Here is a 12,316-nt window from a genome sequence, read left to right on the forward strand (position 1 = left end):
GGGGTTCTACGCCCGGATCCCGACCAAAAGCGTTATTTCCCTATTGCTTTCGGTCACTCCTGTCACATTTGTCAAGATCGTAGCAGCTGGTGGTCACGCTGCGCAGTGTCACCAGGGCGGATCCGTGTTCCCCGGGCGGCCCGGTCCGTGGCCGGAATCGGTGACCCCGGTGGCGGCACGGGGACCGCTGAGGGCGGCCAGGGCCTCGTCCCGCTCCCCGGCGGGCCGGGGCAGGCGGCGGCTCGGCGTGCCACCCCGTCCGGCGGTGGTCACCAGGGCGGCCAGGCCGGTGGTGATCGGTACGGCGGCGATCAGCCCGAGCGTGGCGACGATGCTGCGGACGATCTCCTGGGCGAGGAACTCGCTGCTCACGATCTCGCTGATCCCGCGCGTGTCGGCGGTCAGCAACAGCAGCAGGGGCAGCGACGCCCCCGCGTACGCCAGCACGATCGTGTTGACCGTCGAGGCGATGTGCGCCCGGCCGACCCGGGTGGCCGCCCGGTAGAGCTGGAGCCGGGTGAGGTCGGGATTGGCGTGGGCCAGCTCGGTGACCGTGGCGGCCTGGGTGACCGTGACGTCGTCCAGGACGCCCAGGGAGCCGATGATGATGCCGGCCAGGAGCAACCCGTGCAGGTCGACGTCGGCCTGGAACATCGACAGCGTGGTGGCGTCCTCGGAGCCGTACCCGGTCAGGTGGGTGAACGCGGTCGCCAGGCTGCCGAGCAGGCCGGTGAGCACCAGGCTGGCCAGGGTGCCGAGGACCGCGACGGAGGTCTGCGCGGTGACCCCGTGGGTGAGATACAACACCACGAACATGATGAGCGCGGCGCCGGTGACCGCCACCGGCAGCGGAGCCTGCCCGGCGCTGATGCCGGGCAGCACGAAAACGAGCAGGATGGCGAAGCTGGCCGCCAGCCCGCCGAGCGCGGCCAGGCCGCGCCACCGGCCGAACGCGACGATGGCGGCGGCGAACGCCAGGGCCAGCCAGATCAACGGCTTCCCCCGCTGGTGGGCGGCGATGCTGTAGCTGCTGACCGTCGGATCGGCCGGGTCGGTCAGCACCACCAGGACGATCTCGTCGCCGACCTCCACCGAGGGTGAGCCCGGCCCGGCGGGCAGCGCCGTCTCGACCTGCTGTCCGGCGTCCGGCCCGGTGTCGACGCTCACCGTGGCGGTGCCGCACGGCCCCTCCACCGTGCCCTCCGGGGCCTCCGGCGTGGGTGGGCAGGGCTCGGTGACCACCCGCGTCACCGTGCCGTGGTAGCGGGCCGCGTCCTCGCCGCCGCCCACCGACGGGGCGTCGCGGGGCCAGAGCACCAGCGCCGCGACCAGGGTCACCAGGAAGAGCGGGACCACGGTCGCGATCAGGACACGCCGTACCCGCGGCGGCGCAGCGGCAATGGGGCGGCTGTGGTCGTGGCCCATGCTTCTCCCAACGGTCCTGGCGTGGCGGGTGCCCTGGCCGGACCATTCTGCCGGCTCCGAAGTCGCAGCTCGCAGCCTGTTCGGCGGTCCGGCCCGGTTCCGCGCGGCTCGGTAGGGAGTTCGTCGGCACGCTGTGGAGCTGCCCCGTCCATGCGCCCACCGGTCACCGGCACCTCCCGTCGTGCCCGATCGGCAGCACACACCGCCGTCCGTCGCCCAGCCGCGCGTCACACCAGATCCGGGTACGCCGCGACTGGTCGTCCTCAGCGCTGAGCGTGGCCTCCCCGAAGTCCAGTTCCGGCACGTGCCCGAGGGAGTCGCGCAGCGCCACCACGAGGGCGACGGCGTACCCCCGGTCGGGCAGCGTCAGCGGCAGGTGCAGGACCCAACGGCTCAACGTCACCACCGCCCGTGCCGAGGGCCGGAGTCCGCCGGCCGGCGCTGGGCGTACTCGGACTGCCAGCAGCGCAGCGCCTGACGAATCCGGTCGCCGTCGGCCTCCACGACCCGGATGTGCCGGTGCAGCCGCTCCACCTCCCCGGCGACCCGGTCGAGATGGGAGCGGACCTGATCCGGTGCGAGTCCGCGCCAGCACCGGTCGAATTCCGCGCTCCGGATCTGGTGCGGCCCGAGCCGCTTGCCGGTCAGGTAGATCACGGCCGTCGACCTCTCCCTGCCGGGTCCGCCGCGTTCGCGGGAAACTGCGCCGCGAGCGCGGCGACGGTCTCCCGCAGGGCGGCGGCGGTCAGTTCGAGCTGCCCGGCGGCCCGTGCCCATTCCCCGGTCGCCGCCTCGACGGTCGGGCCGTCCTCCCCGGCGGCCCGGAGCTGTTCCCCGGCCACCCTGATCCGGTGCGGGAACCGGTCGATCCGGTCCGCCGCCGCGCGGAGCCGGACGACGACCGCCTCCACCGTGGCGGCCACGTCGAGGCCGGGTGCGCCTCGTCCGCAAGCCGTTCGCAGGCGCGCGACGCCCAGGCCGAGCAGCCGCTCCGCCTCGTCAGCCAGGTCCAGCGCGTGATCGGCGCCCCGCTGCGCCGCGCGCAGAGCGGGATTTGCGGCGCCGACCCGCACCCGTTCCAGCAGGACGACGGCCGCGCCGACCGCGACGTACGCCTCCCGCAACTCGTCGGCGACCCCGGACACCGCCCAGGCGGCACTGGCCGCCGGCACGTTTCTGACCTGCGGGTACGCGGGCGGCACCGGCGCGACGGCCGGCTCGACCGGCACCGACAGGTACCGGTCCGGGCAGGGCCAGGCGCAGCCGCAGCTACAGCGCCGCCAGGCCGTACGCCAGTCGCGGCGGTGACGCGGAGCGAGCGGGACGGAATGGTGTCGGGGCACGGGACCTCCCTCTTTCGGCATTTCGGCGATGTCGTGGTGACCGTGGGTGTACAGCCTGCCCGCCTCGCCCTAGGATTCCGAACACTCCGCTTCGTCATGACGACCGTGGGTGACCGTCTCGGGCTGGGTGGGGTACTGCGACGTGGACCGAGGAGAGTGGGGGAACGTGTGGGAATCTCGCCGTCCGAGTTCCTGTTGCGCGAGCTGCGTCGGCGGCGGGTGGCCGCCGGACTGACCCAGGACGCGTTGGGTGAGCGGGTGCACTACTCGAACACGCACGTCAGCGCGATCGAGACCGGCGTCAAGCCGCCCAAGCCGGAGTACCTCAAGGCCGTGGACGAAGCCCTGGAAACCGGCGGGATCCTGCTCAGCCTCTGGGAAGACCTGGTGCGTGACGCGAGCGCTCCGGTGTGGTTCCGCAACTGGATCGAGATCGAACGCCAGGCACTGTCCCTACGGTGGTACGAGATGACTACCGTGCCGGGACTGCTTCAGACGGAGGCGTACGCCCGTGCGCTGTTCGCATGCGGTGGCCTCCTGAGTTCTGATGAGGTCGAGCGTCGGACGGCGGCCCGCATCATGCGGCAGGAGGTTCTCACGAGCGAGTCGCCACCGCAGTTTGTGGCCGTTATCGATGAGAACATGCTGCAACGAGAGGTGGGTGATGCCGCGATCATGCATGGGCAGTTGTGTCGGATGCTGGAGGTGTCCACCCAGCTTCCGCACGTACGAATCCACGTCGTGCCGTCATCTACCGGGGCGTACGCTGGTATGGGCGGCCCGTTCGTGTTGGCCTCCCTCGAAGGAGGGGACGAATACGCCTATCTGGACAGTCAGCTTCAGGGGCGGGTGGTCGACGAGCCGTCCAGCCTGATCTGGGTGCAGCAGGCGTGGGAGTCCGTCCGGGGCGAGGCGTTGCCTCACAGGTAATCGGTCGAGTTGATCGAGAGGGTGGCTGAAAAATGGAACTGAGCGGCGCTGTCTGGCGCAAGAGCACGCGCAGCGGCCAGAACGGTGGTGCCTGCGTCGAGGTGGCGGACAATCTGGCGGGGGTGGTTCTCGTGCGGGACACGAAGGACCGGTCGGGCGGCACGCTCGCCTTCACCCCCGAGTCCTGGCGCGCGTTCGTCGCCGAGGTCGGTTGTCAGCGATAACAACACTTGCAACGGATCGGGCGTTCGACCCTGGGATGGGGCGGACGCCCTTTCGGTGTCTGACTCCTGACGATCTCGAAGAGGCGCTTCGAATCTTGGACAGTTACCGTCTTATTTGAACGGTAACTGTCCAAGATTTGGCTCTTGAGTTGGGTGTCGGCCGCTCTGGCTCGATGTCACTCCGAGTCGGTCACCCTGCCGCCGGGCCGGCAGCGTGCCTCACGTGAGGTGCAGGGTCTCCGAGATCCGCCGCATCTCCCGGAGAGCGTGGCCCTCTATCCGGCGGACTGCGCGAACAACACCAGCCGAGCGCATGGCCGGTTCGGCTCGCCTTTCGGAGCGAGGCTGGATCGCCACCTTTTCACCGACAGGCGAGCGCCATATTCCGATATCGCGTCCTCGTGTCCGTACCGTGCTGACTGCGACGGTCGCCGTGCCGGGGTCGCCGCGCGGAGCAGGTCCGCTGCATGGTCGAGACGGGGTGTCCAGGGAGCCGGGGCGGCGCCGTTTCGTCAAAACGGAGTCGATCATGCCTGTTCGCGGCCGTGAAGGCCTCCGGTGGTCAGCCGCGTTTCATCAGGCGGCCGACCGCCGCCATCATCTCGGTCGCCATCTCGTCGGCGCGGCCCTCGGCGGCACCCTCGTGCATGCAGTGCCGGGCGTGGCCGTCGAGCAGGCCGAGGGCGACCTTGTCCAGGGCGGCCTGGATGGCGGAGATCTGGGTGAGCACGTCGATGCAGTACCGGTCCTCGTCGACCATCTTCTCGATGCCCCGGACCTGCCCCTCGACCCGGCGGAGCCGCGCGAGCAACTGGTCCTTGGTGGCCGTGTATCCCCGGATCGGTGTGGGTGTGCTCATGACACCGAGGATAGCTTACCCCTGGGGGGTATGCTACGGTGCAGTCGAGGGGATACCCCAGGTGGGTATCCATCGTCGAGAGGAGTTTCGATGGCCACCAAGACGTACCAGGTCCAGGGCATGACCTGCGGACACTGCGTCAGCGCCGTCAGCAGCGAACTCGGGTCGGTCGCCGGTGTCACCGACGTCCAGGTCGACCTGGCGTCGGGTCAGGTCACCGTCACCAGCGACGCCCCGCTGGAGACCGAGACGGTCCGCGCGGCGGTCGACGAGGCTGGATTCGAGCTCGTCGGATCATGAACACAGCGACGAAGCTGAGCGGGTTCGCCCTCGGCCTCGTGGCGGTTGTCGGTGCGGCGTACGGGGTCGGGCTAATGACCGGCCCCGTCGCTCCCGCCGAGAGCGGCCACCCGACCACCGGGCACGCGTCCGGCGGCCCCGAGGGCGGCGGACACGAGGACGGCGCGGGCGACCACCTCCCCGGTGGACTGCTGGTCTCCGACCAGGGCTACACGCTGACCCCCGTGTCCACGCCGGTCGGCGAGTTCGCCTTCCGGGTCACCGGCCCCGACGGGCACGCGGTCACCGCCTTCGACGTGGAGCACGACAAACGGATGCACCTGATCGTCGCCCGGCGGGACCTCGCCGGGTTCCGGCACGTGCACCCGACGATGGACCCGGACGGCACGTGGCGGATCGCCTCCCCGCTGGCCGAGCCGGGGAGTTGGCGGGCGTTCGCCGACTTCACCCCGACCGGGGCGAAACCGCTCACCCTCGGTGTCGACGTCGCGGTCCCCGGCGCGTTCACGCCGCGTACGCTGCCCGCGCCGGCGGCCACCGCCACCGTCGACGGGTACACCGTCACCCTCACCGGTGAGCTGCGACCCGGCAGGACCAACGAGCTGACCCTGACCGTGCGCCGGGACGGCGTACCGGTCACCGATCTCCAGCCCTACCTCGGCGCGTACGGGCACCTGGTGGCGCTGCGTCAGGGCGACCTGGCGTACCTGCACGTGCACCCGGACGGTGCCCCCGGTGACGGGCGGACCCGCCCCGGCCCGGAGGTGCGCTTCCGCGCCGAGGTGCCGTTCGCCGGGACGTACCGCCTCTTCCTGGATTTCCAGCACGGCGGCACGGTCCGCACCGCCGAGTTCACGGTCGTGGTCGGCGCATCCGACCACGCCCACGACTGACCGGAGGTACCGATGTCCACCGCTGGGCCACTGCGGGTGGCAACCCACCGGATCGAACTGGCGATCGGCGGCATGACCTGCGCCTCCTGCGCCTCCCGGATCGAGAAGAAGCTCAACCGACTGGACGGCGTCACCGCCACGGTCAACTACGCCACCGAGAAGGCGTCCGTCTCGTACGACGACACCGTCACGCCGCAGGACCTGATCGCCACGGTCCAGAAGACCGGCTACACCGCCGCGTTGCCCGCTCCGCCCACGCCGGCCGCCGGCCCGGAGGGAACCACCGAAGCGGTGGACGAGCTGCGCGGGCTGCGTACCCGGCTGTGGGTGTCGGCCGTGCTGACGGTGCCGGTGATCCTACTGGCGATGGTGCCGGCCTGGCAGTTCACCTACTGGCAGTGGCTCTCGCTGACCCTGGCCGCCCCGGTGGTGGTCTACGGCGGGCTGCCCTTCCACCGGGCCGCCCTGGTCAACCTGCGTCACGGCGCGGCGACCATGGACACGCTGATCTCGCTCGGTACCCTCGCCTCGTTCGGCTGGTCGCTCTGGGCGCTCTTCCTCGGCGACGCGGGCACGCCGGGGATGACCCACCCGTTCACCTTCGACATCGCGCGCAGCGACGGAGCCGGCAACATCTACCTGGAGACGGCGGCCGGGGTGACCATGTTCATCCTCGCCGGCCGCTACTTCGAGGCCCGCGCGAAGCGCACCGCCGGGGCCGCCCTGCGTGCCCTGCTCGAATTCGGCGCGAAGGACGTCGCCGTGCTGCGGGACGGCGCGGAGGTCCGGATCCCGGTCGACCAGCTCGCGGTGGGGGACCGGTTCGTCGTCCGACCCGGCGAGAAGGTCGCCACCGACGGGGTGGTGGCCGAGGGCACCTCGGCGGTCGACGCCAGCATGCTCACCGGCGAGTCGGTGCCGGTCGAGGTGGGACCGGGCGACGCCGTGGTCGGGGCGACCGTCAACGCGGGCGGCCGGCTGGTGGTCACCGCCACCCGGGTCGGTGGTGACACCCAGCTCGCCCAGATGGCGAAGCTGGTGGAACAGGCCCAGACCGGCAAGGCCGCCGTGCAGCGGCTGGCCGACCGGATCTCCGGGGTGTTCGTCCCGATCGTGATCGCGCTCGCGGCCGGCACCCTCGGCTACTGGCTGGGCCGCGACGCCGGCCTGACCGCCGCGTTCACCGCCGCCGTGGCGGTGCTGATCATCGCCTGCCCGTGCGCGCTCGGCCTGGCCACCCCGACCGCCCTGCTGGTCGGCACCGGTCGGGGCGCGCAGCTCGGCATCCTGATCAAGGGACCGGAGGTGCTGGAGTCGACCCGGCGGGTGGACACCGTCGTGCTGGACAAGACCGGCACCGTCACCACCGGGAGGATGACCCTGGTCGACACGCTCCCGGCCGACGGGCAGGACGCCGACGAGCTGCTGCGGCTGGCCGGCGCGCTGGAGGCGGCCAGCGAGCACCCGATCGCCCGGGCGGTGGCCGCCGGGGCCGCCCGTGCCGGCGCGCTGCCTCCGGTGACGGGGTTCGCCAACGTCGAGGGGCTCGGCGTCACCGGCACGGTCGACGGCCGGGAACTGGTGGTCGGCCGGGTACGGCTGCTGCGCGAGCGCGGTCTCGACGTACCCGAGGGGGTCGAACGGGCGGTGCGTGACGCGGAGGCCAAGGGGCGGACGGCGGTGCTGGCCGGGTGGGACGGCCGGGCGCGCGGCGTCCTGGTCGTCGCCGACGTGGTCAAGCCGACCAGCCGGGCCGCGATCACCCGGCTCCGCGAGATCGGCCTGACGCCGGTGCTGCTGACCGGCGACAACACCGCCGCCGCCCGCACGGTCGCCGCCGAGGTGGGCGTGGACGAGGTGATCGCCGAGGTGCTGCCGGCGGAGAAGGTCGACGTGGTCAAGCGGCTCCAGGCCGAGGGGAAGGTCGTGGCGATGGTCGGCGACGGCGTCAACGACGCCGCCGCGCTCGCCCAGGCCGACCTGGGACTGGCCATGGGCGCCGGCACGGACGCCGCGATCGAGGCGTCCGACCTGACCCTGGTCCGCGATGACCTCGTGGCGGCGGTGGACGCGATCCGCCTCGCCCGCCGGACGCTGCGGATCATCAAGAGCAACCTCTTCTGGGCCTTCGCCTACAACGTGGCGGCGCTGCCACTGGCCGCCGCCGGGATGCTCAACCCGATGATCGCCGGAGCGGCGATGGCCTTCTCCTCGGTCTTCGTGGTCGCGAACAGCCTCCGCCTGCGCGGCTTCCGTCCGGTGGCGTGAAGCGGCCTGCCGGACCGCCGGTGAGGCAGCCTGCCGGATCCGCCGGTGGGGCGGCTCGGTGACGGGGGTTGGGCCGTAGCCGTGGGGGTAGGAGTAACGGGGTAGGACGACGAGGTTCCACCCGTGATCCCGGAGGTGCCGCATGGGTATCGATGACAAGATCAATAACGCGTCCGAGCAGGCGACCGGCAAGGTCAAGGAAGGCGTCGGCCGGGCCACCGACGACGAGCGCCTGGAGGCCGAGGGTCGTCAGGACCAGGCCAGCGGCCATCTCAAGCAGGCCGGCGAGAAGATCAAGGACATGTTCCGCAGCTGAGGTCCGCGTTCCGCGTCGGGTCGGCCCCTCGGCCGGCCCGACGCGCGCGTACGGGAGGAAAAGTGACCGTCACCCTCGGCGACCTCGGTGCGTGGCTGCTCAAGGGCAACGCGGACACCACCGACCTCGCCGACCGGTTCGCCCATGATCCACGGGTACGTGCCTGGTGCGTCCGCCCCGGCTACCGGGCCCGGCTGATGGCGGCCGGGCAGCCGGTCGTCCTCTGGGCCAGCGGGAGCCGGGGGCGTCTGCCGTACGGCGTCTGGGGTGTCGGCCGGCTCACCGGCCCGTCGGTGCCACACGGCGACGGGCCGTGGACGGTGCCGCTCGACCTGACCGTGCTCGCCCCCGACCACCGGGTGCGCCGCGAGACCCTGCGCGCCGACGCCCGCCTCGCGACGGCGGAGGTCCTCCGTCAACCGCAGGCAGCCAACCCGTCCTACCTGACCGTGGCCCAGTTCGCCGCGCTCCGCGACCACCTGCCGCTGTTGCCATGAGCGGGGGCGGGCACCGGCCGCCGGGCAGTCAGCCGGGTGTTTGCGCCGCGCGCAGCAGCCGAAGCTGACCGATCTCGGCGACGTTCTTCATCAGTTCGGCGTTCACCCAGCCCAGCGTGTGCGCGACGGTGTGCGCCGGGTCGTCCTGCCACGGGAAGGTCGCGGGGCGGCCGAGATCGGCGTCGGTGAGCCGGTCGAGCGCGGCCAGCCACTGGGTACGCAGGTCGCGCAGCCAGACCACGGTCGGTTCCCCGGGACCGGGCCAGCGGACGTCGGTGCGCTCGCGCGGAGGTCGTCCCCCAAGGTGGTCCAGGGTCACGCTCCACCACCAGCCGAGGTGCCAGGTGAGCCAGCCGATCGTGGGCACCGGGACCGGATCCGGCTCGGTGTCGGCCCAGTCCGGCACCCAGCCGCCGTCGGGGCCGGTCCGCATCGTCCAACAGAGTGTGGCGGGCTCCCAGCGGAAGTCCTCCGGTTCGAGTCGTTCGAGGTGGTACTCGAACAGGGACCAGGTCAGGTCGAACTGCCATCGTGCGAGCGTGTGGGAAGGTACCGGCATCCGGGCACGATGCCACCGCGTCGCCTGCGGGTCGACCGAATATGGCTCGCCGTCACGCCGGAGGCCGCTGGCTGCGGTACCCCTTGCCGGTCGCCGGCGCGCGCCGCGAAGAAATTCCGGCTACCACCGCCATCCCCAGCAACAGGGCTGGAAGGATGAACCAAAGTCCGATGCCGAGCCCGAGTATGAGGCCCCAGACCAGCATCACCAGCGCTCCGACCGCCGTCGTGATTCCCACAGCACGGCCGGTCAGGTCCGCGATCAGGGGACATGCGGCTGCCGCCACGGGCACACCCAGCAAATAGCCGGCGGAAGCACCACTGTCCGCGACCGTGAACGGCAACAGCGCAATGGCGATCCCTGCGGTGGCGGCGAACGCAAGCAGTCTCAACACGCGACCGACGGCACCGGGTGCGGCACGGTTTCTGCCCAAGTGCACGAACGCTGCGGCGGTGATGAACAGCGCAAGAATCACGCCTACTATCGTGGCTACAGTCACTTCGGTGGCTCCTCTGTCGCGACAATGTCAGCGAGCCGCGTCTCGTACACGCGGACCGGCCAATTCTTCCGCAACGAGTGAGCGAGCCGGCGCAGGTGTTCCTCCCGACGGTACGTAGCCATTGCCGACTTCACCTTGTAGGCCAGCGCTGCGTCCCAGTCCATCTGCTTGAACGAGATGCGCTCGACACGGACCACCCACCATCGGTTGTTCTCCGGGTCCGCGGACAACCCGACTCCTCCGGCTGCGCCAACTGCGAAGGCCGCACGCGAGACCATCGGATCGGCGCCTTCGCCATGATCGTCAACTGTGGCCGTGCCACTGTCCGTCGCACCGCCCTCGCGAACCAGGCTCTGGAACGTCGGCTGATTGGTATCAGCCGCACGCGCCAGAGCCATCCTGGCCTTGGCGGGGTCAGAGAACTCCCCCCAGGCCACGTCGGCCTGTGCCACGTTCCCGAACAATCTGCGGTGCTCCTGGTACCAGGCGCGCGCCTCCCCGTCTGCGATGCTTTCAGCGGTGAGGCCAGCAGCATTGTTCTGCTCCTGCGTGATGAGTGTGGCGATCTGTTCGGCCCTGGTTGACCCGTCGATGCCACGGCGGGCGGCTTCGCGCCCCAGCAGCTCGTCCCGGACCGCCAACTCCAGTGCCTCCGGCCACGGACCGGAGTAGCCGCCTGCCACCAACACCGCCGGCAGGGGACTGTCCGGAATCAGCGCCCGAACCTGCTCGACGGTGACTGGCTCGCCTGCCACGGTGGCCAGAACGTTTGGCGACGGGTCCACGGACTGGTCCGTGGACCCGCAGCCGGTCGCCACCAAAGTGAGCGTGACGAACGAAACGGTGAGGAGAAGTCGCTTCATCGTACGAGAGGACCGGACTCTAACCGCACTGGTTCGTCGACCACAGGAAGTCGTCATCAGCTTCCCAGTACTCGTCGCCGCACTCGCTGTCCCACGGGTCGGTCGATCCACCATGGACCCGACCGCAGCGATCGTGGTCAGCGCAGTCATAGGTGTAGCCGGTGATGATGAAACAACCGCCACCGCACTTACCCATGCAGTCGTACGAGGCCGGACCGACATAGACGGTTTCACCCATGATGCAGTGGTCGGCCGCATCGTGGATCACCCACTCGTTGAAATTGCATCGGGTGTACCAGATGCCGTCTTCGTTGCTTTCCTGGCAAGCCGCGACCACCGCTTTCCGTTCCGCGCTGTTCGCCACGGTGGCGAAGGTGCCCTCCTGGAGGCACGACTCCACCGCGACAGCACTCTCCGGAAGCTTCCGCTCACCGCGTCGTTCCGCCGGGCGGGGCACATCCTGGGTCCCGATCCTGGTGCCAGGGGGCGCCTCAGCGAGAAGCATGGCGAGACGGATGGTCAGGTCCCGGTGCAACGGGATCGGCGCTTTCGTGGCGCTGGCCGGTTCGACCCACTCAGACTCGAGGGCGTTGGCGAAGGCGTCGAGCGCCAGATTTTCATCCGGTTGCAGGGAAGCGCCCCCGCCGGACCACTGGGCGGAGCCCTTCGCGATGTCCTTGCTGGCCGTGAACTTCTTACCGCCAACGGAGAGCGTCACCTCGGTCGACGCGGCACTCCTGGCGGCAGCCGCGAACTCGATCAGCGTGGCCGAGCGGGCGAACGTGCCGATGTCCTCATTGGCCGACGACGCGGTGATGCGGAAGTCGTTGCTGGCCACAGGCTGCGCCAACGGCGCCGCGGAAGCTGCTGGCGTGGCCGGTGGCGCAACCAGGACGAGCGCGGCGCCTACAACCAAGATCTTGAAGAGACGAAGAGGTGAGGAGATCCTGCCTTCCATGCATTCCCCCATCGAAGTCCCATGGGGCACGCATCAATAGTGATCGCTCCTGCCGTTGTCGGACGAAGCGACCGCCGCGATGGCACCCGTGTTGCCATTGGCGATAACGATCGCCGTTGAGATGGACGGCTGTCAATGCCCGGCAGAGAAGATCTTGTGGCAGTGGTGTCAGATCCGGAGGGCCGAAGATGTTCGGGCCGGCGGGTCCTGAAGCGCGTCGAGTGGCGAGCCGCAGCCGTCGAGGAAACCGAGCTGGACGTCGGCCGGGCGTGACGGTCGGGCCGGCTGGCGGGGAATGGTGGTGGGGGCGGGTCGGTTGTATCCCCCGTGCGGCCGTGACCCGCTGTTGGTGAGCGTGCGGGTGGGTCGGGTGGCCCCGGGA

General features: G+C 70.6%; 17 protein-coding genes. 7 read left to right on the forward strand and 10 right to left on the reverse strand.

The window, feature by feature from the left end:
- Positions 1-108 precede the first annotated feature (108 nt).
- The 4 genes from ACIBJE_RS11580 to ACIBJE_RS11595 form a co-directional block, all read right to left on the reverse strand.
- A complete protein-coding gene (locus tag ACIBJE_RS11580; protein ID WP_396746596.1) occupies positions 109-1,425 on the reverse strand; it encodes a YibE/F family protein in 1,317 nt (438 codons plus the stop codon).
- A gap of 163 nt (positions 1,426-1,588) precedes the next feature.
- Positions 1,589-1,828 carry a hypothetical protein gene (locus tag ACIBJE_RS11585; protein WP_396746599.1) on the reverse strand — a complete coding sequence of 80 codons (240 nt, stop codon included), beginning with the start codon at positions 1,826-1,828 and terminating at the stop codon, positions 1,589-1,591.
- On the reverse strand, positions 1,825-2,082 hold the full coding sequence (locus ACIBJE_RS11590) for a DivIVA domain-containing protein (protein ID WP_396746602.1): 258 nt from the start codon (positions 2,080-2,082) through the stop codon (positions 1,825-1,827). The genes ACIBJE_RS11585 and ACIBJE_RS11590 overlap by 4 nt, the downstream gene beginning before the upstream one ends.
- Positions 2,079-2,768 (reverse strand): hypothetical protein, encoded by a 690-nt coding sequence (locus ACIBJE_RS11595; RefSeq protein ID WP_396746605.1) that lies wholly within the window; start codon positions 2,766-2,768, stop codon positions 2,079-2,081. Before ACIBJE_RS11595 ends, ACIBJE_RS11590 begins: the two co-directional genes overlap by 4 nt.
- A gap of 168 nt (positions 2,769-2,936) precedes the next feature.
- Here ACIBJE_RS11595 and ACIBJE_RS11600 point away from each other — a divergent pair, with 168 nt between their 5' ends.
- The gene (locus tag ACIBJE_RS11600) at positions 2,937-3,698 is read left to right on the forward strand and encodes a helix-turn-helix transcriptional regulator (protein WP_396746608.1); all 762 of its coding nucleotides are present in this window, start codon (positions 2,937-2,939) and stop codon (positions 3,696-3,698) included.
- Positions 3,699-3,730: 32 nt separating this feature from the next.
- Entirely contained in the window at positions 3,731-3,922 is a 192-nt protein-coding gene (locus tag ACIBJE_RS11605) for a DUF397 domain-containing protein (RefSeq protein ID WP_088980950.1), read from the forward strand.
- 562 nt (positions 3,923-4,484) lie between these two features.
- Here ACIBJE_RS11605 and ACIBJE_RS11610 read toward each other — a convergent pair.
- Complete coding sequence (locus ACIBJE_RS11610) at positions 4,485-4,781, reverse strand: metal-sensitive transcriptional regulator (RefSeq protein WP_088980949.1); 297 nt, start codon at positions 4,779-4,781, stop codon at positions 4,485-4,487.
- 90 nt (positions 4,782-4,871) lie between these two features.
- Here ACIBJE_RS11610 and ACIBJE_RS11615 point away from each other — a divergent pair, with 90 nt between their 5' ends.
- From ACIBJE_RS11615 to ACIBJE_RS11635, 5 genes are all read left to right on the forward strand, one after another.
- Positions 4,872-5,081: a heavy-metal-associated domain-containing protein gene (locus ACIBJE_RS11615; RefSeq protein WP_396746612.1), complete on the forward strand. Its 210-nt coding sequence runs from the start codon at positions 4,872-4,874 to the stop codon at positions 5,079-5,081.
- Complete coding sequence (locus ACIBJE_RS11620; protein ID WP_396746615.1) at positions 5,078-5,974, forward strand: hypothetical protein; 897 nt, start codon at positions 5,078-5,080, stop codon at positions 5,972-5,974. Before ACIBJE_RS11615 ends, ACIBJE_RS11620 begins: the two co-directional genes overlap by 4 nt.
- Positions 5,975-5,986: 12 nt before the next feature.
- Positions 5,987-8,242, forward strand: a complete 2,256-nt coding sequence (locus ACIBJE_RS11625; RefSeq protein WP_396746618.1) for a heavy metal translocating P-type ATPase — start codon at positions 5,987-5,989, stop codon at positions 8,240-8,242.
- A gap of 142 nt (positions 8,243-8,384) precedes the next feature.
- A complete protein-coding gene (locus tag ACIBJE_RS11630; protein ID WP_396746621.1) occupies positions 8,385-8,558 on the forward strand; it encodes a CsbD family protein in 174 nt (57 codons plus the stop codon).
- Between the two features lie 62 nt (positions 8,559-8,620).
- Positions 8,621-9,055, forward strand: coding sequence for a hypothetical protein (locus ACIBJE_RS11635; protein ID WP_396746624.1), 435 nt, complete (start codon positions 8,621-8,623; stop codon positions 9,053-9,055).
- Positions 9,056-9,083: 28 nt separating this feature from the next.
- On the opposite strand, the gene ACIBJE_RS11640 is transcribed toward ACIBJE_RS11635, so the two are convergent.
- The 5 genes from ACIBJE_RS11640 to ACIBJE_RS11660 all read right to left on the reverse strand — a co-directional run.
- Positions 9,084-9,614, reverse strand: coding sequence for a DinB family protein (locus ACIBJE_RS11640; RefSeq protein WP_396746626.1), 531 nt, complete (start codon positions 9,612-9,614; stop codon positions 9,084-9,086).
- Between the two features lie 52 nt (positions 9,615-9,666).
- A complete protein-coding gene (locus tag ACIBJE_RS11645; protein WP_396746629.1) occupies positions 9,667-10,089 on the reverse strand; it encodes a hypothetical protein in 423 nt (140 codons plus the stop codon).
- Positions 10,090-10,109: 20 nt separating this feature from the next.
- Positions 10,110-10,976, reverse strand: a complete 867-nt coding sequence (locus ACIBJE_RS11650) for a hypothetical protein (RefSeq protein WP_396746632.1) — start codon at positions 10,974-10,976, stop codon at positions 10,110-10,112.
- 19 nt (positions 10,977-10,995) lie between these two features.
- Positions 10,996-11,934, reverse strand: a complete 939-nt coding sequence (locus ACIBJE_RS11655; RefSeq protein WP_396746634.1) for a hypothetical protein — start codon at positions 11,932-11,934, stop codon at positions 10,996-10,998.
- 168 nt (positions 11,935-12,102) lie between these two features.
- Positions 12,103-12,316: hypothetical protein (locus ACIBJE_RS11660; protein ID WP_396746637.1), on the reverse strand; the 214-nt coding region annotated here is incomplete at its 5' end.

The sequence above is a fragment of the Micromonospora sp. NPDC050187 genome (genome assembly GCF_044459745.1).
Taxonomy (GTDB): domain Bacteria; phylum Actinomycetota; class Actinomycetes; order Mycobacteriales; family Micromonosporaceae; genus Micromonospora.